Below are 24,482 nucleotides of genomic sequence, written 5' to 3'. Positions count from 1 at the left end.
TGCTGGGTTTGACGGGGTACTCAAAATAATTCCAAGTTTAAAAAGGAAAAGATGGCGCGATCATAGAAGAGCAATATTGTTTTGTATAATATATTAGTCATCATAATTAATACTTATAAAATATGAATATCGAACTACGCCATCTGCGCTATTTTATTGCCGTTGCCGAAGAGTTGCATTTTGGTCGCGCAGCTGAGAAATTGCTTATTTCTCAACCACCTCTCAGCCAACAAATACAAATTCTGGAGGAACAGGTCGGCGCGAAGTTGTTGGAGCGCAATAATCGTAATGTCCGTTTGACTCCGGCGGGTGAAATGTTTTTAAAAGAGGCCTGGTCAATCATCGCCCAGGTCAATCAGGCGGCGGAACGCGCCGCCCGAATACAGCGGGGAGAAATAGGGGAGCTGACTATTGGTTTTACTTCATCGGCTCCCTTCATCAAAAAAGTGTCCCGTAGCCTGCTGCGGTTCCGCCAGTCCTTCCCGCAGGTACACATTCAGATGATCGAATTGAATACCAAGCAGCAAATCGAACCTTTGCTGAATGGTAAACTTGATATCGGCGTGATGCGTAATAATCCGCTACCCGATGCGTTGGAGCACCAGTTGCTGCTGCATGAGGCGCTTGTCGCGGTAGTGCATGAGGAACACCCGTTGGCCATAGCCAAAGGGCCCATCAGCGTGAGTCAGTTGGCGAATGAACCTTTTGTTTTCTTCTCTCGGGCGGTTGGTACGGCGCTGTATGATGAAACCCTGACGTTGCTGAAAAAATACGGGATCACGCCCTATATTACTCAGGAAGTCGGTGAAGCCATGACGATTGTTGGTCTGGTGTCATCCGGTTTAGGCGTGTCCATTCTTCCTGCCTCGTTCATGCGTATCAAAGTTGATGGCGTGAAATATTTACAATTAGCGGAAATTGATGCGATTACCGAGGTGTGGTTGGTTACGGCGCGGCATAGGCCATTAAAAACGGCGGCGGAGACACTGATTTCGCTTATGCTCAACCGATAATATTTTCAATATGTGCATTAAATCACATAACGAATCAAATATTTGACGGCTTTAACAAAAAGCTCCAACATAACCTCAGTTTTTTATTTTGCAGCGTGAAAAATAGCGTAGACATACCTGATAGACTTCAACGGGCGGCGAGGACTGCTGCAATTTGAAGGATGACGGGTATGACCGGTCCCCATCAGCAGTACTCGCAATGAAGAGTAGGAGCCAGTTTTGTGATTGCCGACGGTCAGCCAGGACACATCGATCAGATTAAACAAATGAATGCCGGTGCTGTATACAGGTTGATCGATAAATATGGCCCGATATCACGTATTGAACTGTCTAAACGCGCGCAATTGGCGCCGGCCAGCATCACCAAAATCGTCCGCGAACTGCTGGAAGCCCATCTGGTTCAGGAAACGGAATATCAGGATGTCGGCAGCCGGGGGCGGCCGGCCATTGGGCTGATTCTTGACACTCAGGCATGGCATTTTCTTTCCGCACGCATCAATCATAACTCTATCACTTTGGCGCTGCGCGATCTGAGCAGCAAACTGGTCGTTGAAGATTGTATTCCTCTTCCCGCAGACCATCCACAGCCGCTGCTGCAGCGCATTTTAAATGAAATCGATCAATTTTTTATTCGCTATCAAAATCGGCTGGAACGCCTGACCGCTATCGCGATTACCGCGCCCGGCATGATCGATGCCACCACCGGCATTATCCACCGGATGCCGTTTTATGATGTCGAAGAGATGGCGATAGGGCCGGCATTGGAGCAGCGAACCGGATTACCCGTTTTCGTACAGCATGATATCTGCGCCTGGACGATGGCTGAGGCATTGTATGGCGCCTCACGCGGTTGTCAGAATGTGATTCAGGTGGTGATTGATCATAATGTCGGGGCGGGGGTGATTACCGGCGGACGCGTTCTGCATGCGGGCAGCCGAAACCTGGTTGAAATAGGGCATACGCAGGTCGATCCCTATGGCAAGCGCTGTTATTGCGGCAATCACGGCTGTCTTGAGACGGTTGCCAGTACCGCAAGCATGTTGGAACTGGCGCAGCAGCGGATGAGCGCCTCAATGAGCTCATCGCTGCATGGCGTGCCATTGACGGTCGACAACCTCTGCGAGGTCGCCCTGAAAGGCGATCAGTTGGCAAAAGATATTATTAACGATGTGGGTCATAACGTCGGACGTATTGTCGCCATTATGGTTAATTTATTTAATCCCGATAAAATCTTGGTCGGCTCTCCGCTAAATAAAGCCGCCAATATTTTATATCCGGCCATTATGGGATGTATTCATCAGCAGTCTTTTCCACCTTATAGCCACAACATTAAGGTAGAAGCGACCCAGTTTTATAATCAAGGCACGATGCCCGGCGCGGCATTGGTGAAAGATGCATTGTATAATGGGTCGTTGTTGGTGAAACTGTTGCAGGGTTAACGCCGAACGTTCAAATTAATATTTTCCAATTCGTGAGCTCAGAGAAACAAAACATTGAGCTAACGCAAACCGCCCGAATGGCGTATCGCCTAGACTTTTGCTATTGGATAGCATTTCTGTCGTGCTTGTTATTTTCAGGTGGCCCCCCGGAGTTTTCTCATGTCGAACCGCATTTTTGTCACTGGTACTGATACCGCAGTCGGTAAAACTGTTGTATCCAAAGCGTTATTGCAGAAGTTGGCAATGAGCGGGAAATCGGTGGCAGGTTATAAACCAATAGCAAAAGGTTGTGTGGAAACGGATGAGGGGCTACGGGATAAAGATGCGCTGCTGTTGCAAGCGGCGTCTTCGATGAGTCTGCACTATGACGTGGTAAATCCGATTGCATTGCAAGAAGACGAAATCAGCGCGAGCGAACACCCGATTAACTACAGCTCCATGACGCAGGGATTACAGTACTTAAGCGATGTCGCCGACATTGTCGTCGTTGAGGGCAGCGGCGGCTGGCGTACGTTGATGAACGATCTGCGTCCTTATTCTGAATGGGTTGTTCAGGAACAGCTTCCGGTTGTTTTAGTCGTCGGTATTAAATTGGGCTGCATCAGCCATGCTTTATTAACCGCGCAGGCCATTATTAATGACGGGTTGCCGCTGGCTGGCTGGGTCGCCAATCGAATTAATCCGGGACTGGCGAATTATGCGGATATCATTACCGCCTTGCGTAAAAAAATTCCCGCGCCGCAATTAGGGGAATTACCTTATTTACCCCGGGCTGAACAGCGTGACTTATCTTCTTATATCGATCTTTCGGCGCTGAATTATTAGTTCTGCGATGATGTTCATCGAATGATTTAAAGGTGTAGCCTGCTGTGCTGCACCTTTATTGTCTATTGTCCCCGCCTGAGCCAAACGCAAAAATGATACAGCTTTTCATTTTCCCTTTTCTGTCAGTCACCCAATAGGGCAACAACTGGTATACTCGGAAACAAAGTCTATTTTCCAGGCAATAAAGTATAATGAAAACAGTCGATAATTCTGAACATCCACCTGTCCCGCATCGCCACTGGGTTTTAATTGCCTGCATGCTGGCGATGTTTACGGCGGCGGTTGAAGTCACCATTGTGGCGACCGCATTACCGACGATTATTGCGGATTTAGGCGGTTTTTCTCTATTGGGATGGGTTTTCTCCGGCTATTTGCTTACGCAGGCGATCAGTATTCCTATTTATGGTCGGCTGGCCGACCTGTTTGGCCGTAAGCGTGTTTTTTTCATCGGGACGATTATTTTTCTGCTGGGATCGGTGCTGTGCGGTTTTTCCAGCCATATGGGATGGCTAATTCTGTTCCGTACCATTCAGGGGTTAGGCGCCGGGGCAATCACGCCGATCGCGTTTACGATAGTCGCTGATGTGTATAGCAGGACGGAACGGCCTAAAATTCAAGGATATCTCTCCAGCGTGTGGGGGATCTCGGCAATTGTCGGCCCGCTGATGGGCGCCTTCATCGTTGAGCATTTTACCTGGGCTCTGGTCTTCTGGGTTAACGTCCCCATTGGATTACTGTCGATATTTTTATTAGCCCGTTATTTGCCGACGATTAACCAGGTACGGCAGCACCAGTTGGACTGGATTGGCGCATTCTATCTCGCCGTCACCGTCGCCAGCCTGTTGATGGCGCTATTACAGGCTGAAGTGCTTGGCCTGTGGATCATCCCGCTAATGGTGATTGCCGTGGTCGGGGGCGTTTTATTGTTCAAGCAGGAAACGAGCACGCCGGAGCCGCTTTTCCCGTTAGCCCTATGGCGTAACCGGGTGATTGTCGCAGGCAATCTTGGCGGTCTGTTGATCGGTGCGACTATGATGGGGGTCAGCGCTTTTCTTCCTACCTATATTCAGAGCGTAATGGGCCGTTCGCCGCTGGAGGCGGGCAGTATTCTGGCGCTGATGTCGATTGGCTGGCCGTTGGCCAGTACTCTGGGCGGCAGATTAATGCTGTGGACATCCTACCGAATTACCGCCGTCAGCGGCTGCGTGCTGCTGATTGCCGGAAGTTTGACGCTGTTAACGCTCGCTCCTGATAAATCGCTGAACTGGGCGCGCATCGCTGCTTTTCTTATCGGCGCCGGTATGGGGTTAAGCAACACGACCTTTTTGGTGTCGGTGCAAAACGCGGTGGACTACTCCATCCGCGGTATCGCAACCGCATCAACCATGTTTACCCGGATGTTGGGTTCGGCGCTGGGAACGGCGATTCTTGGGGCGACGTTGAATATTAACCTGCATTTGCGTCTGCCAGGAATGGCCGACCCGTTGCAGGTGCTGATGGATACCCATAGCCGGAGCATGATGAGCGCGACACAGCTTGCATCGCTCTCTTGGAATGTTTCATCCTCAATACATTGTGTGTTCATTGTTTCTGCGTTGATTGCGTTTATTACGCTATTTTCAGCCTGGATGATCCCCGCCAATCAACGAATTTGAGAGAGGTTTTCGTTTCAGAGAGCAGGGACGGCTCTCTGAAACGAAAAGATAAACCGAGAGAAAAGCGTTACTGCGCGGTGGGAGCAGGCTGGTCATCTGTTGTCGAAGGCGCACTGTCGGTGCTTGCTTCGCCATCAGCATGACGGGTATAAACAATTTTTTGCGAGTCATTTTCACAATGACCGACTACTTGACCACCGACCTGACTCACCTGATCGTTAGGAACGATATCAAGCGTAAAGCCCGACTCAGGTACGCCATTATTGATGATCTTCTGCGAGATATCCGCTTTAACGCTCTCACAGGATGCTTGTGCCGCCAGAGGTGCAAGCACAAATAAAGCCGCGCCAAAAATTATTGTCTTTTTCATCTTATCACCCTTTTTTCTGAACAAAGTCCTGACTCATTGCCTGACGTTATACCTGCCAGGCGAACGAGGGTTACTTAAAGCGTAGACTAAAAATCAGGGCGTCACCGGGCGACCGGTATGACGATCGAGACAACGTGAAGTATTGGCTTCCCAATAGGCGTTAACGTTATAGCTGGCGTTACATTTTTCCTCGCCGTCTATCGCCTGTTCAGTTTTATCAAATTCTTTCTCAACGCGAGAGTTAACTTTGCTACGCAAAGAGCGGGTTGAATCCCACTGCTCACTGCTTTGACGAGCCGCTTCTTTGGACAACGTATTATCGGATTCGATAATTACATGACGGGTTTCCGCCTGGACGGCCGGTTGCCAAACCGCGCACGCCACTACCATGGACAGTGGGATCAAGGCCCGAATCAGAGAGACAAAGGAGTGTTGGTTCATGTTTCACCTTGATAAATAGGGTATGCCTTCCAACTTTCTGGTTGCCGATGCGCACCTGGAAAGCGATTGGGCATAAATATAAAAAACGTTATTACTATGGCAAATGCGGCCGGGAATTACAAAAAACAACCCTTCACGCTGATATGTTGCATGAGGGGGGCCAGGAATATAAGCATATGTACTGGAGTGTATCACTCTTATCATCAACGGCTCTATAACCGTGGAAAACGCGGACAAGGAGGAGAGGGCGTATGGCGCGAAGAGCGGCTTCGCGCCATAGCGAGGTTTAATTTTCGCGGTAAACGTTCAGCCCGGCAAAGGATTGGCTGACCGGCATCATTTCCAATGAGTTAATATTGACGTGGGATGGCAACGTAGCTACCCAGAATACGGACTCGGCGATATCTTCGGCCGTAAGCGGATCGGTATTACCGTAGGTTTTATTCACTTTATCTTCATCGCCCTTAAAGCGCACGGCGGAAAATTCCGTGCCGCCGACCAAACCCGGCTCGATGTTCGTGACACGAACTTTAGTCCCGAACAAATCCGCCCGCAGACCAAGGCTGAACTGCCGGACAAAGGCTTTAGTCGCGCCATATACGTTACCGCCGGGGTAAGGCCAGTTCCCGGCGGTGGAACCGATATTGATGATATGTCCGATGTTCCGTTTGACCATCTTCGGCAGCAGCGCGCGCGTCATAAAGACCAGCCCCTTGTTGTTGGTCTCGATCATCACATCCCAGTCATTTACATTGGCTTTGTCGGCGGTTTCCAAACCTAAAGCCAGCCCGGCGTTGTTCACCAGCACATCGATATCGCGCCACTCTGCAGGAAGAGACGTTACCGCCTGATCGATTGATGCCCGATCGCGGACGTCCAACCGCAGGGTATGCAGCGATGCGCCCAGCTCTGTTTTCAGCGCATCCAAACGTTCCTGACGGCGACCGCATGCGATAACTTTATGACCCTCTTTAATAAATCTACGAGTGATAGATTCACCAAATCCGGCTGTTGCGCCGGTAACGAAAATTATCATTACTGTTTCCTCTGGCTGCGTTTGTTTCAATTAAGTAAGGGAAAAGGTCAACAAATCAGCACGGCTAAAACGGGCGGCGGCTGTTTGTGCTTGATGTCAGTATAGATAAAGCAGGATAAGTAGACTGACATTGATGCATATAACGTTAACAGCTTGAAGGTTATCTTCAAGCTGTAGATTGTTTTACGTGGTCAGATTCACGATATTACGCGGCGTTTTATACCCAGCCGATCATTCCGGACGATGGCAAACGGCCTCCACATTATTGTCGTCCGGATCGAGTAAAAATGCGCCGTAATAGGTAGGATGGTAATCTGGCCGTAACCCCGGTTTGCCGTTATCGCGAGCGCCGACGGCGATACCGGCGGCATAAAAAGCATCAACGCTTTCCCGGTCGGGCGAGGCAAAGGCAACATGCCGGGGAGTAAAAGGGGTTTTTACTTCGATAATCCATAATGAGTATTCACCATTTTTCCCAAACGCACATAATCGCTGTGTCGGGAAATCGCTATTCCAACTGGCGACAAATTCAGCCTGGATGCTATATCCCAATGGCGCGAATACCGCCTGATAAAAATCTTTGGTTTTCAGGTAATCCGTCGCATAGGTACTGATATGATCAAACATTATTGACTCCTTTTCACTGTGATAATATAAGCGCGCTCAATTAATCTTTAACATCTAGTTAAAACGACACGATCCCCGTACAGGTAAAGTCTAGAGTTACCCGCGCTTGGCTAAAATGAATTTCGTAGAGTTCAATCTCATCACCGGCATGATCGATTATCTTCTGATAACCGGGATTTTTTTTTAATAAAAATTCACTTAAATCGTAGATAGTCAAATCGCTCTTTTTAACGATCGCATTCATCACTCTAACATGTTGATTTTCCGACAAAGGGATGGTTGTAAAAGCGACCCGGTTATTTTGCTTAAACTCTTTGACCTTCTGGTTATCTCTGAATGTTGAAAAATAGACGATGCCTTTTTTCGATGTGTCGCAATAAAAGTTCACAATGCGAACGTTCGGTACATTTTCAATGCTGGTCGCTAAAGCCAAGTCTCGCTGTTCTGTCATCAATCGATTGAATTGCGGTAAGAAATCCATCTTATCCTCCATATACTCAGTGGAATTAACATGCGGTTTTTTTATGGCTTGAGTGTAGTAGACTAACCCTGACATCTGGATGTCAGGGTTAGTTTGCAGAGTAAAAAATAATTGATAGAGAATGGACAGTGAAAATAGAACGCATCATCGCCATTATTATGCTGTTATTAGAAAGAGATCGAATCAGCGCTACGGCATTGGCGGAAATGTTCGAAGTCAGCACTCGCACCATATACCGGGATATTGATACCATCAATTTAGCCGGCATTCCCATTGTGACGTATCAGGGCGTTAATGGCGGGATCAGTATTATGGATAAATATAAAGTGAATAAAAGATTATTCACGACTGATGATATATCCACGCTGCTAACCGGCTTGGGAAGCCTTTCCTCCGCGTTATCGGGCAAATCGCTCATTAATACGCTGGCAAAAATAGAAAGCCTGATCCCGCAGCAACAAGCCGGGGAAATTAAGCTAAAAACCAGTCAGATTGCTATCGACCTGAGCCGCTGGATTGGTTCGCCGAATCTGCAATCGCATCTTGAAAAAATCAAACAGGCGATGAATCAAAGCCTATTGCTGACTTTCAACTACTCGGATGGCAAAGGGATAAAGAGTCAGCGGCAAATCGAACCCTATCAATTGAGATTAAAAGAGGGAAACTGGTATGTTCATGGTTATTGTATTGCAAGGCAAGATTTCCGGCTGTTTAAACTCTCCCGAATAACGCAGTTGAACATATCGGAACAGACCTTTATCCCCAGACCGTTTCAACCAGGAATGACGGAGGGGGCATTCTGGATAGAAAAACCATTAATTCCAGTGACGCTGCTGCTGGATGAGTCAGTTAGGGATTTAATTTCTGAGCGTTGCGATGAAGAGAACATTCAGCCTTATCAAGACAATAAGATATTGGTTAATTTTCCTTTTGTAGCAGATGACCAGGGATATCATTTTCTGCTTGGCTTAGGTGATAAATGTGAATGCCTGCAACCTGAATTTGTCCGCAATGAACTGATCCGCAGAATTAAAAAAACGCTGGCAATTTATGAACAATGAATAAGGTTTAGAGCGAGTAAATAAACGAACCGCCACCGGGTAAGCGGCCGTTCGTTTATTATGAGCGACGGACGAATGTTATTCGTCCCGATTATCCGCCTCTACGGCATCGTACAAACGTTCCAGAATATCAGGGAAAGCCGACTGCACGCGGTTCCAGCTCGGAACAAAGGGCTTATCACCGGGACTTTCACTGTATACCTGGCCGGAAAGCGTAATCACATCAGAGAACAGCTCAACGGCGGACTCCTCCGTGTGCCGATCGAAATGCAGCCCGTTCATCCGGGCATCATGTTCGAAAGCATCGATCATATCCAGCGCCGTCCGATAGTAGGTCGCCCGCAGGATACGGAATGAATCCGTCGTGATATTCACCCCCAAAATCGCCAGCTTGCGGTATAGCGCCTTCGTGATATCGATGGCCATACGCTGCAGCCCGGTATTGGGATCGTCTTCCGACATGGGCTGATGCTTGTGTTCATAGTTGTCGGCAATATCCACCTGACAGATACGGCTGGTTGCTGTGCCGCGGTGTATTTCCGACAGAACGCCGATTTCCAGTCCCCAGTCGCTGGGAATACGCAGATTATTCAAAATATGGGTGCGCATGGCGAATTCGCCCGATAACGGGTAGCGGTAGCTGCGGATATACTCCAGATAGTCCGAGTTGCCGTAAACCTTTTGCAGTGATTTGAGCAATGGAAAGACCAGCAGGCGGCCGACGCGGCCATTGAGTTTCCCGTCGGCGACGCGCGCATAGTAACCCTTGCAGAAGTCATAATGAAAATGCGGATTCGCCACAGGATAGAGCAGGCGGGCCAACATGCTGCGGCTATAGGTGACAATGTCACAATCGTGCAGCGCCACACAGGCTGTCCGGCGTGACGCCAGTGTATAGCCGACGCAAAACCACACGTTACGGCCTTTGCCTGGCTCCGTTGGCGCCAGGGATTTATCCGCCAATTCATCGCTTAATGCTTTTAAGCGGGGACCATCGTTCCACAAGATGCGATGACGCTGCGGCAGTCGGGAGAAAAACTCGCGTGCATATTGAAACTGTTCCCGATCGGCTCGATCCAGACCAATGACGATCTCGCTGAGATAAGGCACTTTGGATAACAGCTCGACAATATTATCCAGAGCCGGACCTTCCAGTTCGGAAAACAGGGAAGGGAGAATAAGCCCCATACTGTTTTGCCCGGAAAACACCTGTAGCTCATATTCAAGCTCTTCCACATTTCTGTGAGTCAGATTGTGGAAGTTGGTAATTATTCCATCCTGATAAAATTCACTCATTGTGCTCTCCCATGCCATTGGCGTTATATGTTTAGTATCGCCGATAAACGTTAAGAAAATTAATCAACAAGAAAGTAGTCGAGGCCCTCACTCCACCCAGTGGGGCCCATAAACTTTGTGCGGTACAGTTTGCCCGTATAGCTTTCCGGCAAATCAATAAGTTGATTTCCTTTGTTTTTAATCAGTACTGCGTTATCCATTGCACACAGTAAGGAGATATCATTCGGGCCGTCGCCAAGACCAATCGTTAGCGGCACATTATCATTTTTACCCGAATACTGTTTTTTTATCCAGTCAACAGCATTGCCCTTACTGACGTCTTTCCCCATTACATGATAAAACCGTCCGCCCTGGGTCAGTGATAATCCAACCTCCGTCAATATGTGACGAAAGTTGGCCAGCGAATCTGCATCGCCCAGCCACTGAATCGGCTCAGAGGCTTCACGCAGACGCGCAAGTTTGGCATCCTGTATTGATAACCCCGTTAATGCGGCAACTTCTGGCGCATCCATGTCGGCGAAGCCGCTAAAACGGAAAGCATGCTTTTCACGCAATCGATTCAGTTGGGCGCATATAAAAGGGTAGTCGGCATCAAAAGTCTTACGCGGGTAATCCGGATGCGAATGCCAATCCGGCGGCAATGCGATCAGCGCGCCGTTTTCAGCGATATACGGTAGATGGCTGAGACCAAGAGCACATTGCAGTTGCTCAACTTCCGCTACGGTTTTACTGGTTGTGATAATGACGGGGATCTCATTCTGAGCCAATCGTTTCAGCCACGGACGCGCAGGCTCCCAGCTGTAGGTGTCGTGGTCAAGCAGCGAGCCATCGAGGTCGCTGAAAATCATCAGATTAGGGCTCAATACTGACATTGGCGCTCCGTAGGTTATTGGGGATAAACAGATAATAACGATCGATGAGTGTACGGTGCTGCGTTGAGTTGTTGGTATCTAACTGATTTTGCTATCAGTCTGATAATGAAATGAATTTCAACCATTGCCTTTAACTGTATGCGGAAATTGCCGTTTACGCAAATTTATGGGAGCGTAATCACATGCCGACAGCGGCGTAAGCTCAGTATAAACGCCAGCGGCCCCAACAAGATGATGATCAAACCGTTTTAGGTGGGGGGTGAAACGATTATTCCTGCTGAAATAATGCCTGGATCTGTTTTGCTGAAACGGGTTTAGAGAAGAAATAACCTTGAGCTTCGTCACAGCCAAATTCTTTAAGCATTTGAGCCGTTTCCTCATCTTCGACCCCTTCAGCAAGAACGATATAATCCAGTTCTTTAAGCATCACGATAATATTTTTTACGATAATTCGGCTTCCGGTATCTGTCGTGATACGGCTAATGAGTGAACGGTCGAGCTTGATAATATCAATAGGTATCCGACGCAGGTAATTGATGTTGCTGTATCCGGCACCAAAATCGTCCAGAAGTATCTTAAAACCTCTTAACTTAAGAATGTTGAGTTCATTCAGCGCGATATCGCTTTCCAGCACCTTTTCGGTTTCTAAACATTCGATGCGCAAATCAGCCGGGGTAAGTGCTGACGCAAGGATTTGATCCTCCAATCTGTCAGCAAAACCAGGGCTGGATAAATCGCTTACGGTTACATTGACCGAGATGGGGATAGCAATGCCCATTTTTCGCCACGTTTTGAGTTGTTCAAGCGTGGTGAAAATCACCCAGTTTGTAATTTCCGTCATCAGGCTGGTTTTTTCCGCCAGGGCAACAATCATGGTAGGGGAGATGTTCCCCTTAACAGGGTGTTGCCAGCGTAATAGCGCTTCTACGCCTTCGATATGACCATCCAACAATGATATTTTTGGCTGATAAACCAGATAAAGCTGATCTTCGGATTTTATTGCTTCCCCCAGATCATACAACAGCCTGAATTCATCGTTTCTTTTTTTATCTAACTCGGGATCAAACTTTTGTACCGGGACGACGCGCTTTATCGCTTCGTGCAGTGCGCTTACCGCCTGGCGAAAAACCTCTGCTGTTGCAGCAGTGGCCGGTTTGAACGAAACATAGCCCGCATGGATGTGCAGCGTGACGTCAATGTCGTTAGTAATTTTTGCGTGCGTTGGGGGCAAGGCCGCCGCTTTTTGTATGAGGTTTTCCATATTCCTCGATTTAACTAATAGGGCATACCGCCCGGTCGCAAAGGTATATAAAACCGTTTCATTTTTCAGGTTAAGCCGAAGACGCAGCAATGAACTAAAATCTATTAGTACTTTCTCAACGGCGGCAAGCCCCAGATACCGGGAAAGTTCATAGGCCTGCGGCATATCGATGCAATCGAAAATGATCAAGCTATATGGTTCAGTGATGTGTTCTTCAGAGAGCTTTTCAATATCATTGAGCAACTGCCGTCTGTTGGGTAATCCGGTCAATGCGTCAACACGACCAATTGCGTACCGGGCCTCAAGATAGACGCTGCTCAAATCGGCTATGCGCAGAAAACTGTCAATGTGGTCCTGCGACGGAGTGAAAGGTTTTGAATCAATGACGCACAGCGAACCAAGAACAAACCCATCCATGGTCTTTAATGGCGCGGCGGCATAAAACAAAATAGAGCCATCTTTAACTAATTGATGATCTTTAAACCGTATATCGGCACGCGTATCCGGGCATATAACGGGGTGACCGCTATCAACCGAATGTTGGTAAATGACCTCAGACATCGGCATTCTTGCCGGCGGGAAGGGCACATTATTGGCGGATTTAATGTTTTGATAATCATCATCAAAAATAGTCACAAAATATCCCGAAGTCCCCATGACCTTGCTAGCCAGCCATGCAAATTCGCCTAAAGCCCGATCTCTTGTTTTATCTTCTGCTTTAAGTAGTGCAAGCGTAGCGAGTTTTTTTGCTTCGTTTTTCTTAAGGCCAGTAAACATAACGGTTTTTACCCTCGTGGATATTTTATTCGAATTTGCCCTGACAAGGGAAAGAGATCTACCATAAGTGCTTATAAACGTTCAGATCACCTTACACATTATAGCATCCTGGCGATGGTTGGGATTGGGGATACTAGTTCTGTTCTACAGACTCAGGTCTCTGAGGCGCGATTGCATTCCTGCATGCAATGTAATGACGAGAGGTTATTGTTATACGTGAGAATGATTTTTTTATGCAAATAGAATAATTTTCAAAATGTTATTTTTTATATATAAGGAGCTATTTTTTGAACACAAAAAGTTTATTTATATCCATTTCTCTTTTAGGCAGCATGCTTATCAGCGGTTGTGCCAGCGTGCCTCTCGCAACTGAACAGGACTCAGTAAAAGCCAAAAGTTTCTCTGCTCCTGATGAAAACAAATCCGGCTTATATATCTACCGCGATAGTTTTGTCGGTAAAGCTTTAAAAAAGGATATCTATGTTGATGGAAGATGTATCGGAGAGACAGCGGATAAAACGTTTTTCTACACACAAGTATCGGGCGGACATGAGCACAAAATTTCTACCGAATTGATATATCAGCACAAAGACAAGAGGGCTACTGACTGAAAACATGCCCGCCTGATACTAGTTCATTTAACATAATATACATTATGCGTACCAAGATAAGAATGGGCGGAAACTGGCGTTCCGGTGCTGTCATTGGGTCGTGTTGATGCGCTGAATAAAATATCATTTCCTCAGTGCTATCACCATCATCGTGATGCCGGATAATCCTGCTCCGGGTTCTAGCTCTCAGCTTCATACGCAGCCCGGAACGCGGGATCTTTTAATTACTCTTCTTTCAGTTCGTGATGTGTCGTGAGCGTCTTCATAAATCCGCCTGGAAGAAACGCTACCGCGCCGTTATTAACGCCAAAGAAAAACGCCAGAACTGTTGCTGCTTGGCCAACCCCAGCAACAAAAACAAGTTTTGTCACTGACCGGCGTTATCATTTAAAATAAATGATCAGTGTCTCTTTATCTGGTGTTTATGCGTACATCTTGCACTACCGGAAAACTGAAATAAGTTCATATGGTTACAGTGCGAAGATGTATACCAGAAAGCTGATACAGGAGATGAACAGTAAATACTAGAAACCGGTATTCCGACTATTAGAAATAGAAATTCTGGTCACGGACAAGGAGCTGAAATTAAGTTAGTTAGTTATATGGCTCTCCCCTTCCCTATTTTCGCGTGTCAAAGCACTGATAGAATATCAGGACAGGTCGGCGAGCTGGGAGCCTCAGAGGCTTTAGTCCGCGAACTGGCACTGTCATTTACACTTTAAAAAAAGTAAAGAGAAGACCATGAAAAAGCTAATTTTTACCCCGTGTATTTTGTTTCTATCCATATTTTCACACTTCTCCCTTGCAGAGACTGAAGGCGTAACCAGTAGTTTTTTAAGGTTAACTCAAAGTGCAAATAACTTAAGTGAAAGCACTCCAAGTTTAGATAAAGGTATTCCAGGCGTCATCTACAAACCATTGAATCCAGAGTCTAAAAGCAAAATTGCTATATTTGTTATGCACGCAGCAGCAGACTATTTAAGTTTTTCTCCTTGTACGGAGCTTGCAAAAAGAGGCTATACCGTACTTTGCGCTAATAACAACACACAAGACTATGATCAAAAGATACTAGCCGTAAAATCAGGAGTCCAATACTTACGCAATCTTGAGGGAATAGAAAAAATAGTTTTGTTTGGTCATAGTGGCGGCAGTGGATTAATGAGTGCCTATCAAAATATTGCCGAGAATGGACTTAAGGCCTGTCAAAATAAAAATATTATATTCCCATGCTCAGATGAGCTGTCTAATTTACCGCCGGCAGACGGATTAATGCTCATTGACCCGAACTGGGGTGATGCAACCATGATGTTGTTAAGCATTGATCCAGCAGTGATCGATGAAAATAACGGATTGAAGCTAGACCCAACATTAAACTTGTTTGATGAACATAACGGTTTTAACAAGAAAGGCGCACATTATTCTAAATCATTTATCAGAAGATACCAACATGCCCAAGCCATTAGATATAATAAAATACTGAAGTTTGCTTTATCGAGAGAACAAAAAATAAAACAGGGAAAAGGTTTATATCAAGATGATGAACCGTTAATAATTCCTGGTGGTGACTCGCAAGTGCTTGATAATAAACTGTATCCACAGGATGTATCTTTAATGTCCCACACTGTTAAACCATGGCCATTAATTCATCCTGATGAGTCGGAAGAAAATACACTAATTCATAGTGTAAGGCCACCAATGAATCTGGAAGGAAGTCTGACTGGACAGATGTACCAATCGACAGCATCAACAACTATCTTGAATTACCTAAAAAACTTTGCTATCCGCGTCAATGACAATTTTTCATATGACGAAGCATCAATTCATGGAGTAGACTGGTCATCTAATTATTCCACTTCTGCCGGTAACGTTAAAGGTATATCCGTACCATTACTAACTATGGGTATGACCGGGGGTTGGGAGTATTTATCCGTAGAAACAATTTATCAAAATGCGAAAAGCTCTGATAAAAAAATTGCATTTGTAGACGGTGCTAATCATCTTTTTCAAACCTGCACACAATGTGAAAAAAGCAAAGGACAATATGGGGATACAGCTAATACTCTATTCAACTATATAGACAAGTGGATATCTTTCCCTGGTAGGTTTGATAAAGAGTCAATTACTTTTAAGCATTAATAATAACACCATTGTGCGGGTTTTGGCGGGGAGCACGTCGATATTATTCATCAACGTGCCTTATGGCGTGCTGATGGGCACGATTTTAATTCAGCTTATATTGGAGCGTGATTTCTGCTTTGAGCAGTTGTGATACCGGGCAACCGGCTTTAGCCTTTTGAATAATTTTATCGAAGGTGGCTTCATCAATGCCGGGTAATTTTACCGTGCTGTTAAGCGCGATTTTGGTAATGGCGAAGCCTCCGTCGACTTTGTCCAGCGAAACATCGGCCGTTGTATCAATTGATTCCGGCGTATAGCCTTCTTCACCAAGCATTAGCGATAGCGCCATAGAAAAGCAGCCGGCGTGCGCGGCACCGATCAGTTCTTCCGGATTGGTGCCCGGTTTCCCCTCAAAGCGCGTGTTAAAACCATATGGCTGTTGTTGTAATGCGCCGCTCTCGGTTGAAATAGTGCCTTTCCCTTGCTTGATGTCGCCTTCCCAATGTGCCTGCCCTTTCTTGTGAATGGTCATGCTAGCTCCTTTTGTCGCTCATATTGACGCCTGGTTAGACGCCGTCGTCGTGACATCTACTGCCGCCACATCTCCTGTTAAGCCTAGTTCACTCTCGAAAGGAAAGCCAAAGTGCGATCTCGGTTCTGGCTGGGCGGGTCATAACGCATAATTTCCTGAGCGCGTCATCATTTTCCTCTACAATGACCATTCCAGCCATCTATCAGGTCGATACTTATGCCAAGACTGACTCAGAAAGACATGACGGAGCAAGAACAGCGTCAACTTAAAACCTTGCTCGATCAGGAAAGAAAAAAACATGGCCGCCCTCTCACCAATTCTGAAAGCAATCACATCAAAGATGATTATATCGATGATCTAATGAAAGAACGGGACGCGGCTGCCAAACAAGCTCGGGCTGAGAAAAAAAAGAACAAATTCAAGCCCGATACCTCCGCTACCTATAGCTGGACGTCTAATACCAATTGGCGGGGCCGTCGTTAAAGATTTAACCGAGAAAAACGCTTTATTGGAATCTGATTTACACAGGTGTTAATGGTGTTATCACCTGTGTAAACAACGAATCAGATGGTTTTTAATGCATCCAATTCTTTGCTTGTCATTGATGGTGCGAATTCGATGATGTCATAGTCGGCAACCGCATTGAACGGATCTTCGGATAATATCGATTCAAGCGCCGAACGCTCCATTGTTTTGGCAAAAATCACCCCGCCTGTACGCGGTATTTTTCTGCCGGAGGCAACAAATACACCCTGTGCATAATATTTTTTTAACCATGCGATATGGTTTTCCAGGTGTGTTTCCACCACGTCGATAGATTGATGATAAGTAAGATTAATAATGAACATCGATTATCCTTTTGCTATGCGAAAACGTAATACGCGCCATACTAGCGTCAATTGCGACGAAATACACCGTTGACAAAGTCATACCTCTAAATCGCGCCCGAATTCCGCATGGAAACCGTATATTCACGGTCTATGCCGCAAATATTTACCAGTTTTGCCCCTTCTTTAAGCATTTGATTCGCCATCATTCGCACTAGAGTATAGCCTGTCGCAGATTACACACTATTTTCTGCCCTAGGTATCTATTACAAAAGGTCTCTTTTGCGTGACAAAATTATTTTTACGTAGTGGGAGTTTGGATGATTTTCTGGCTTTGGGTGAAAATGGACAGCCAGTCTATGCATCAGCACTCCAGTTACGGGAAACATTACGTCTCAGAAAACAGCAACGGATTGCAGATTGTCTGGCTATCCCTCAGTCCAACGAAAATGGCGATCGTATTGACTGGTATTCGCCAGTTGCAGGAAAAGTAACGTCCTGGATCGCGGCCAGTGAAGATGAACGTGCCGCCGCGTTGAAACTCTTGGAAACGTATCAATCTGCGGTCGCTGAAATCAGCCAGCGGGCGCAACACGCGGAAAAACCCGGACAAAAACTTTTTGGCGTGCTGTTGGCAAAAGCGATACAGTTCCCCGGCCCGAATCACGTTTATCTGGTTGACGGTAAACCCGTACTGACCTTCTGGGGATTTGTTAACCTTGATAAAAAATCTCGGACCGATGCGCTCGATTGCTTGCGTCTGATCGAGAAAGCGGCTGAGCCGGTTCTTTCCCCTGTCTCCGCTTATGTTGAGCCACCGGCTGAACCGGTAGCGCCCGAGCCTAAACCGCCAGTAAAACCCGAACCGATTCCAAAACCCGATGTTGTTGCGGCAGCGCCGCGCGGCAATCAATGGCGACGTCTGTGGTGGATATTTCCAGCCGCTGCTCTGTTGGCGGTTCTGGCGCTACAGATTCGCGGATGGCTTTCACAGCGGGACGATGCGCCGGAGCCGCCTGCGTTAGCCGCGACGATAAAACCGGAAAAACGCGTGTTACAGGCCTCCACACAAGCAACGGAACCCAAGCCGCCAACGGTGAACGATACCGAGACCGCAGCACCGCCAGCGACAGAGCCGCCCAAGCCGGTTGTTGAACCGCCGGAAGAGGTTAATCCTGACGTTGTGAAAGAGGAGCCTGCGGCCGAAACGCCTTCCCCGGCGAATAGTGAACCTAAAGCGGTCGCCGCTGAAACGCCTGCCCCTGTTGATGTTGAAAAGCCCGCCGAAGCGCCGGTCACGGTCAGTAAAGACGAATTGGTCATGCCTGCGGATGCGGTGAGGATGGGGCTGGTCAACTTCTTGAACGGAAACTGGCGCGTATCGATAGACGCTAAAACTCCGGTTACCGGCCGGCCCCCTAGCCTGCTATATCAAATTAAAAATGGCAAAGGGACGGCAAGAATTACTCATGGCGATGGCGTGACTTGCCGGGCGGATATTGAGGCTGGATTAATGAGTTCCGGCAATCTGGTCATCAATAGCCGATACAGAGCGCGATGCAGCGATAATACCAGATACCAAATGCCGGAGATCGTATGTAAACAGGGCGCGGCGGACGTCGCTGTATGTACCGGTCGCTATAATGCTGATGCGGTCTTCCCCATGACGATAAAGCGCGAGAGTAAATGATAATGCTGGCGACGATCACCGATTACAAACAGAAGATTACGCTTATTCAGGACAGCGGCATTCAATTTCTGGATTTTGCGTTGAAACCAGAATTATCTACAGACTTTCCTAATAAGTATGTAAGAAAGAGCGCCAACGGACCGCTGCTGCGCCTGATCTACAACGAACAGACTGATAAGTATTTGCTTCCGTCACCGGCGGGCGCCCCGCCCGAAGTGGTCAGGCCCGAGCTAAGCATCCCGCTGGAGCAATCACTGAAACTACTGGAAAAAATCTGGCTGCCGCTGCCCTTTTTCCGTTTTAATCCGCCGCGCACGTTTTTGGGCGGACCGGATAACTGGGCGCGGATGCGCATTTTAGCGCTGGATACCCCGGATCAGGACGGCAATACCCATCGAATCTGCCTGGCCTTTGATACCAAGGTTTACCCGGAAGGACATGAGTACGAATCATTGGCGCCCAATGCCAACGACATCAAAACCGGCGGCAGTTTTGCGCTGGCCTATCACAGCGATGAACTGGGCGAATTTCTTGATCTGACCTGGGTTGATGGTTGGCTGCGTGAAGTCTTTACCCAGCAGGCGGCCAGACGGGAAAACCGTAAGGCCGGAGAAATCAAAGTCGCGCTCAGAGGGTTTGAATACCAGGCCCATTATATGAATTTACTGGATATGCTGGGCAATCAACTGTCCGTACCGGAAATACGGATTAATGCTGGTACGCTTCAGGAGCCTGCCGTCAACGTCGATTTGATTCTGGATGTCGGTAACTCCCACACCTGCGGCATTCTGGTTGAGGACCATCCGGATGAGAGCAACGGTTTAAAGCAGACATATGAACTGCAACTGCGCGATCTAAGCGAACCGCACTACCTGTATAACGAATTGTTTGAAAGCCGGGTCGAATTTGCGCAGGCTAAATTCGGCAAGCAAAACTTCTCTGTTGAAAGCGGTCGCGACGATGCCTTTATCTGGCCTTCGATTGTCCGGGTTGGCCGTGAAGCCAGTCGAATGGCGTTACTGCGTCAGGGGGCTGAGGGTTCAACCGGTATCTCCAGCCCGCGCCGCTATCTATGGGACGAAGAGAGCTATGCTCCAGGCTGGCGTTTTAGCCAGTCATCCGAAATCGGCATGGCGAACGAGCCGCTTGCAACAGCAATGCCGCTGACAATTTTGCTGAATGATGAGGGGCAACCGCTATACGATCTTCCGCTGGAAGAGCGCTTACCGGTTTTTTCCCCGCACTATAGCCGCAGTTCGCTCATGACATTTATGCTGTCCGAACTGTTGTTACAGGCGCTAATGCAAATGAACAGCGCCGCCCAGCGCCTGAAGATGATCCACTCCACGGCGCCGCGCCAGCTTCGCAACATTATTCTTACCCTGCCCTCGGCGATGCCGAAACCAGAGCGCGAGATATTTCGCCGCCGGATGCATGAAGCAATTGGTTTGGTCTGGAAGTCAATGGGCTGGCATCCATGCGATGACGATTTCACCACGCCGGAAGACAAACAGAAAAGCCGTGTTCCGGTGCCGAAAGTGCAGATCGAGTGGGATGAAGCGACCTGCGGGCAAATGGTGTATTTGTACAATGAGGCGCAGGTCAATTTTGGCGGGCGCGCCGAAGACTTTTTTGCCAGCATGGCCCGCCCGGATAAAGAGCTGTCGGAGAATGAGCCGGCCGGAAAAACTTTACGCATTGCGTCCATTGATATCGGCGGCGGTACAACCGACCTGGCGATCACGCAATATCTGCTGGATGATGGCATCGGCAATAATGTCAAAATCATTCCACGTCTGCTGTTCCGTGAAGGGTTCAAGGTGGCGGGCGACGATATTCTGCTGGATGTTATCCAACTGTATGTTTTACCGGCGTTACAAGCCGAGTTGAAAACGGCTGGTCTGGTCAATCATGATGAACTGATGGCGAAACTGTTTGGCAATGAAGGCCGAATCGACGGGCAGCTAACTTTACGCCAGCAGGTCACGTTGCAGATTTTCATCCCGATTGGCCGGGCGATTCTGGAAGTCTATGAACGTTTCGATCCGCTGGACGTCAGCGCAGAAATCGAGTCGAGCTTTGGAGAACTGCTGGCGCAACATCCGACGCCAAAGGTGCTGGAGTACATCAATACCGAGGTTCAGCGCGAACTGCCGGCTGACGGCAATCCGTTCGACATTTTACAGGTGCCGCTCATCCTCAGGTTGAGCAAACTGCACGGGGAGTTTTTATCCAACCGGATGAACATCACCCAGAACCTGCGTTTAATGTCCGAGGTTGTCTCTCTTTACTCCTGTGACGTGTTGTTGCTAACCGGTCGCCCTTCCCGCTTCCCCGGTATTCAGGCGTTATTCCGGCATCTGCAACCGTTGCCGATTAACCGTATGCTGTCGCTGGATGGTTATCACACCAATGACTGGTATCCGTTCAATAAGCGCGGACGTATTGATAATCCGAAGTCTACCGCAGCGGTTGGCGCCATGCTCTGCCTGCTGGCTCTCGACCTGCGGCTGCCGGGCTTCTATTTTAAGGTTGGCGATTTTCAGCCCTATTCCACCGTGCGCTATCTCGGCATGATGGACGGCAATAACGCGCTAACCACCGATAACGTTTATTACAGCGATATCGATCTGGACGATCCCGATTTTGAACTTGATCCTAACGACAGCTTCCAGATTCGCGGCTCTCTTTGTCTGGGATTTCGCCAGCTCGATAACGAACGCTGGCCGGCATCGCCTCTTTATACCCTGTCGATTGTCGATCAGGAATTGGCAAGAAAGGTGGTTGGCGATAGTAATCTGCGCGTCAGGCTGACCGTGACCAAGGGCGATGACCAGAACGGCCCGGAACGCTTTGAAATAGCCGATGCCGTTCTTGATGACGGCAGCCGCGTCCCACCTCAACATTTGCGGCTCAAATTGAACACATTAGCCGCTAACGGCTCAGGAGCGACCCATTATTGGATCGATAGTGGGAGCGTATTTAGAAAATGAAACCATTAACGCCCAAACAACTGTCAAGCCGACTCAATAGCCAGCTACAGGCCGTAGCGCAAGGCGTTGATCGGGCGATCGACTGGATTGAAAGCACCCGGCAAAATGCGCCGCGACTGGATATTGAAGCGGACAGGCTGATTGTCAAACTTCGTCGCAATCGCAACAAAGCAAAACATCTGTCAGATGTGGCGTTGAAAGATATCGCCATTGGCTTCTTTGGTCTGGCGCAGGCGGGAAAATCTTACTTGATCTCGTCACTGGCCGCCTGTGAGAACGGTAAGCTGGAAACCTTCTTCGAAGGACAACAAATCGATTTTCTTACCCACATCAATCCAACCAACCAGCCTGCCGCGCTGGTCACCCGTTTCAGCCGCCAGTCGGGGGTAAAAAACCAATCCTTCCCTGTTCAGCTGCTTTTGCTCAGTGAAGTCGATATCGGCAAGATTATCGCCAATGCCTTTCTGCACGATCTCAACCAGGAAAACGCGTTCGAAGAGTTGGACGAGCCACTTATCGACGAACATTTGAGAACATTGCTGATGCATCGTCAGCCAGAACCGATTGACGGCATGCGTTCGGATGATGTCGTTGCCTTATGGGATTACTGGGCGCGCCATGATGCAAAACGGCAAAAGCAGTTGGAAACGCATTTCTGGCCTGTCGCGGTAGAGTTGGCGCCCTACCTTGGCGTTGACGATCGCGCTCAATTGTTCTCAGTGCTTTGGGGGAATAACCAGGCGCTGACGGCGGCTTACCGCCATTTCTCGCATACTTTGCAACACCTCTCCGGCGCGCGCAAGGTGTTGGCCCCGCTGCGGGTATTGGTTGATGAGTCGCTGCATCCCGTTAATGGGATAATTCACGGCACCGCGTTGGAGCGTTTGAACTCGGCTTACGATCCCGGCGTGTTGGTGCGCCCGATATTGAATAGCCGGGCGAGTAAAGCGGTCGAGCTTTCCCAGGCTGAATTGGCGATGCTGACCGCGGAACTGCTGATCCCTTTGCATTCCCCTCCGCGTGAAGCCTTATTTGAGCAGGTCGATATCCTGGATTTCCCCGGTTTCGGCGATCCGTCCGATACGGATGACGGCGGGCAAACGCAAGGACAGATAAAAAACGATGCGCATCCCCTGGCGCACGCCCTATTGAGGGCCAAGCGCGCTTATCTGCTTGAACGCTATACCGATAATCAGGAAATGAATCTGCTGATGGTATGCACCGCCGCAGGTCAGCGTTCTGATGTAAAAGCCGTAGGTAAAGCGCTGGACCACTGGGTTAAACAAATGCAGGGGGAAAATGCCCAGATCCGTAGCCGCCGTAAACCGGGGCTTATCTGGGCGGTAACCAAGTTTGATCGGCGCGTGACCCACGGACAAAACCATGACGCAGCCGTACAACGTTATGTCGGTAACCCCGGCGATGCGTGGGGCACCATGCTGGCTATGGATAAACGGGGCGTAAGCCGTATGGCGGCCTGGCTGGGGACGGAAGTACACCGTGAGGTGAAACTCGGCCGCATCAATGAACAGCTCAACGAAATACAGCGGGAACTGGGCGATAACCTGCTGGGGAATTGGTATCAGCCGACCGGGAGCGACGATCCGGCTAAAAAACAGCAAATTGCTGAAACGCTGCTCAAATCATTGCAAACCCGTACCGGCGTGCATGGCGAGTTGCTGGAACGCCTGCTGCCTTCGCGGGATGAACTGCGGCGCCTCTATCTGCAACAGCAGGGTCAACCGGGATATAGCAACCACCATCCGGAGACGGATGAACTCAGCGTGCCGCTAACGGGGAACGACCCTTTTGGCGTGGGGATCGAAATCGATCTGTTTGCCGATGAACCTATTGATGTTGATCAACCTGCATCTCCCGTCCAGGAGATGGATCATGGCTATGAAGCGGAATACGCGCACAATGTTTATCGCTATTGGATAAACCATTTACGCAGCCTGCCGGAAAATGGTCCGCTGGTGGAGCTGTTGGGCGTAACCAAAGCAACCATCGAGATGCTGGTGGAAGAACTGATAACCGCAAGCATCCGTATGAAGATCGAAGAGACGCTGATCGGCATGCTGGTGGATACGGAACAGTTAGGCGTACATCGTGAAACTAAGGCGGATCGCCAGGTTTCTCGTGTGCTCACCGTATTGGGTGATTTCGTCGCCTGGTTGGGTTTCCAGCAGATGGATGAGACGCTGCGCCCTGCCAGCCGCATCAATCGCGGTCATAAAATTTTCGCCAAGCCGGAAAAACAGGCGGTGAATTGGGGCGCGTCGCAGCGTCTAACCAAGATTTCGTTAACGCCGACCAACAACACCGCCTTTTATATCTACGACTGGCTGGTCGGCCTTAATGAGATGATTATACAAAACACCGGCTATTCCGCCGGACGGGAAGTCAGTGCGGAACAGCATGAACAGTTGGGCGTTATCCTGAATTTGATTAAGCCTGTCGCGAAGTAATGTTGTGATTATCCCCCGGCGTTAAAACCGGGGCGATAATCATGTGATGATAATCACATTTTATTTCCGTAAATAACAGTTATCTCTAA

The 24,482-nt window shown here is 48.4% G+C and carries 23 protein-coding genes and 1 pseudogene; 13 read left to right on the top strand and 11 right to left on the bottom strand.

The features are described from left to right. Positions 1-122 precede the first annotated feature (122 nt). From ACN28R_RS07795 to ACN28R_RS07780, 4 genes are all read left to right on the top strand, one after another. Positions 123-1,013 carry a LysR substrate-binding domain-containing protein gene (locus ACN28R_RS07795; protein ID WP_048638891.1) on the top strand — a complete coding sequence of 297 codons (891 nt, stop codon included), beginning with the start codon at positions 123-125 and terminating at the stop codon, positions 1,011-1,013. A 221-nt stretch (positions 1,014-1,234) separates the two neighbouring features. Then, positions 1,235-2,452 carry a sugar metabolism global transcriptional regulator Mlc gene (gene mlc, locus ACN28R_RS07790; protein WP_048638890.1) on the top strand — a complete coding sequence of 406 codons (1,218 nt, stop codon included), beginning with the start codon at positions 1,235-1,237 and terminating at the stop codon, positions 2,450-2,452. A gap of 159 nt (positions 2,453-2,611) precedes the next feature. Continuing rightward, positions 2,612-3,277: a dethiobiotin synthase gene (gene bioD / locus ACN28R_RS07785; protein WP_048638889.1), complete on the top strand. Its 666-nt coding sequence runs from the start codon at positions 2,612-2,614 to the stop codon at positions 3,275-3,277. A 191-nt stretch (positions 3,278-3,468) separates the two neighbouring features. After that, positions 3,469-4,932: an MDR family MFS transporter gene (locus ACN28R_RS07780; RefSeq protein ID WP_095834093.1), complete on the top strand. Its 1,464-nt coding sequence runs from the start codon at positions 3,469-3,471 to the stop codon at positions 4,930-4,932. A 67-nt stretch (positions 4,933-4,999) separates the two neighbouring features. On the opposite strand, the gene ACN28R_RS07775 is transcribed toward ACN28R_RS07780, so the two are convergent. The 5 genes from ACN28R_RS07775 to ACN28R_RS07755 all read right to left on the bottom strand — a co-directional run bounded on the left by ACN28R_RS07775 (position 5,000) and on the right by ACN28R_RS07755 (position 7,887). Next, the gene (locus ACN28R_RS07775; protein WP_048638887.1) at positions 5,000-5,302 is read right to left on the bottom strand and encodes a DUF1161 domain-containing protein; all 303 of its coding nucleotides are present in this window, start codon (positions 5,300-5,302) and stop codon (positions 5,000-5,002) included. A 93-nt stretch (positions 5,303-5,395) separates the two neighbouring features. Further along, positions 5,396-5,743, bottom strand: coding sequence for a DUF1283 family protein (locus ACN28R_RS07770; RefSeq protein WP_048638886.1), 348 nt, complete (start codon positions 5,741-5,743; stop codon positions 5,396-5,398). A 286-nt stretch (positions 5,744-6,029) separates the two neighbouring features. Beyond that, complete coding sequence (gene ydfG, locus ACN28R_RS07765) at positions 6,030-6,779, bottom strand: bifunctional NADP-dependent 3-hydroxy acid dehydrogenase/3-hydroxypropionate dehydrogenase YdfG (protein ID WP_048638885.1); 750 nt, start codon at positions 6,777-6,779, stop codon at positions 6,030-6,032. A 231-nt stretch (positions 6,780-7,010) separates the two neighbouring features. Then, the gene (locus ACN28R_RS07760) at positions 7,011-7,406 is read right to left on the bottom strand and encodes a VOC family protein (protein WP_048638884.1); all 396 of its coding nucleotides are present in this window, start codon (positions 7,404-7,406) and stop codon (positions 7,011-7,013) included. 58 nt (positions 7,407-7,464) lie between these two features. Continuing rightward, complete coding sequence (locus ACN28R_RS07755) at positions 7,465-7,887, bottom strand: pyridoxamine 5'-phosphate oxidase family protein (protein ID WP_095834092.1); 423 nt, start codon at positions 7,885-7,887, stop codon at positions 7,465-7,467. Positions 7,888-8,015: 128 nt separating this feature from the next. Here ACN28R_RS07755 and ACN28R_RS07750 point away from each other — a divergent pair. Beyond that, a pseudogene (locus ACN28R_RS07750) lies at positions 8,016-8,168 on the top strand (helix-turn-helix transcriptional regulator); the annotation flags it as partial. A gap of 30 nt (positions 8,169-8,198) precedes the next feature. Further along, positions 8,199-8,948 carry a helix-turn-helix transcriptional regulator gene (locus ACN28R_RS07745; protein ID WP_236840205.1) on the top strand — a complete coding sequence of 250 codons (750 nt, stop codon included), beginning with the start codon at positions 8,199-8,201 and terminating at the stop codon, positions 8,946-8,948. Between the two features lie 78 nt (positions 8,949-9,026). On the opposite strand, the gene ACN28R_RS07740 is transcribed toward ACN28R_RS07745, so the two are convergent. The 3 genes from ACN28R_RS07740 to ACN28R_RS07730 all read right to left on the bottom strand — a co-directional run bounded on the left by ACN28R_RS07740 (position 9,027) and on the right by ACN28R_RS07730 (position 13,154). Further along, positions 9,027-10,244 carry a glycosyltransferase family protein gene (locus ACN28R_RS07740; protein ID WP_048638881.1) on the bottom strand — a complete coding sequence of 406 codons (1,218 nt, stop codon included), beginning with the start codon at positions 10,242-10,244 and terminating at the stop codon, positions 9,027-9,029. A gap of 59 nt (positions 10,245-10,303) precedes the next feature. After that, the gene (locus tag ACN28R_RS07735) at positions 10,304-11,116 is read right to left on the bottom strand and encodes a mannosyl-3-phosphoglycerate phosphatase-related protein (RefSeq protein WP_095834090.1); all 813 of its coding nucleotides are present in this window, start codon (positions 11,114-11,116) and stop codon (positions 10,304-10,306) included. 268 nt (positions 11,117-11,384) lie between these two features. After that, on the bottom strand, positions 11,385-13,154 hold the full coding sequence (locus ACN28R_RS07730) for an EAL domain-containing protein (protein ID WP_095834089.1): 1,770 nt from the start codon (positions 13,152-13,154) through the stop codon (positions 11,385-11,387). 287 nt (positions 13,155-13,441) lie between these two features. On the opposite strand from ACN28R_RS07730, the gene ACN28R_RS07725 reads away from it, so the two are divergent. Continuing rightward, positions 13,442-13,765 carry a DUF2846 domain-containing protein gene (locus ACN28R_RS07725; RefSeq protein ID WP_236840204.1) on the top strand — a complete coding sequence of 108 codons (324 nt, stop codon included), beginning with the start codon at positions 13,442-13,444 and terminating at the stop codon, positions 13,763-13,765. 224 nt (positions 13,766-13,989) lie between these two features. Here ACN28R_RS07725 and ACN28R_RS07720 read toward each other — a convergent pair whose 3' ends face one another. Next, positions 13,990-14,136, bottom strand: coding sequence for a hypothetical protein (locus ACN28R_RS07720; RefSeq protein WP_156186763.1), 147 nt, complete (start codon positions 14,134-14,136; stop codon positions 13,990-13,992). Between the two features lie 150 nt (positions 14,137-14,286). Between ACN28R_RS07720 and ACN28R_RS07715 the strand changes: the two genes are divergently transcribed. Together ACN28R_RS07715 and ACN28R_RS07710 are read left to right on the top strand one after the other, a co-directional pair. Then, the gene (locus ACN28R_RS07715) at positions 14,287-14,487 is read left to right on the top strand and encodes a DUF7014 domain-containing protein (RefSeq protein ID WP_375153860.1); all 201 of its coding nucleotides are present in this window, start codon (positions 14,287-14,289) and stop codon (positions 14,485-14,487) included. Positions 14,488-14,506: 19 nt separating this feature from the next. Continuing rightward, entirely contained in the window at positions 14,507-15,901 is a 1,395-nt protein-coding gene (locus ACN28R_RS07710) for an alpha/beta hydrolase family protein (RefSeq protein WP_220701750.1), read from the top strand. A gap of 85 nt (positions 15,902-15,986) precedes the next feature. On the opposite strand, the gene ACN28R_RS07705 is transcribed toward ACN28R_RS07710, so the two are convergent. Next, entirely contained in the window at positions 15,987-16,415 is a 429-nt protein-coding gene (locus tag ACN28R_RS07705) for an OsmC family protein (RefSeq protein ID WP_048638878.1), read from the bottom strand. 210 nt (positions 16,416-16,625) lie between these two features. Here ACN28R_RS07705 and ACN28R_RS07700 point away from each other — a divergent pair, with 210 nt between their 5' ends. Next, positions 16,626-16,898 carry a YjbD family protein gene (locus tag ACN28R_RS07700; protein ID WP_231604380.1) on the top strand — a complete coding sequence of 91 codons (273 nt, stop codon included), beginning with the start codon at positions 16,626-16,628 and terminating at the stop codon, positions 16,896-16,898. Between the two features lie 80 nt (positions 16,899-16,978). On the opposite strand, the gene ACN28R_RS07695 is transcribed toward ACN28R_RS07700, so the two are convergent. Then, on the bottom strand, positions 16,979-17,263 hold the full coding sequence (locus tag ACN28R_RS07695) for a YciI family protein (protein WP_048638876.1): 285 nt from the start codon (positions 17,261-17,263) through the stop codon (positions 16,979-16,981). A gap of 265 nt (positions 17,264-17,528) precedes the next feature. Here ACN28R_RS07695 and ACN28R_RS07690 point away from each other — a divergent pair, with 265 nt between their 5' ends. The 3 genes from ACN28R_RS07690 to ACN28R_RS07680 are packed head-to-tail and all read left to right on the top strand — an operon-like array spanning position 17,529 to position 24,393. Continuing rightward, a complete protein-coding gene (locus ACN28R_RS07690; RefSeq protein WP_095834088.1) occupies positions 17,529-18,932 on the top strand; it encodes an SrfA family protein in 1,404 nt (467 codons plus the stop codon). 2 nt (positions 18,933-18,934) lie between these two features. Next, positions 18,935-21,925, top strand: a complete 2,991-nt coding sequence (locus ACN28R_RS07685) for a virulence factor SrfB (protein WP_048639945.1) — start codon at positions 18,935-18,937, stop codon at positions 21,923-21,925. Continuing rightward, a complete protein-coding gene (locus ACN28R_RS07680; RefSeq protein ID WP_048638874.1) occupies positions 21,922-24,393 on the top strand; it encodes a putative virulence factor in 2,472 nt (823 codons plus the stop codon). The genes ACN28R_RS07685 and ACN28R_RS07680 overlap by 4 nt, the downstream gene beginning before the upstream one ends. The last annotated feature ends 89 nt before the right edge of the window (positions 24,394-24,482 follow it).

The organism is Brenneria goodwinii (assembly GCF_002291445.1).
Lineage (GTDB): Bacteria > Pseudomonadota > Gammaproteobacteria > Enterobacterales > Enterobacteriaceae > Brenneria > Brenneria goodwinii.
The sequence above is the reverse complement of the archived record's forward strand: the minus strand, read 5'-3'. Positions and strand labels throughout refer to the sequence as shown.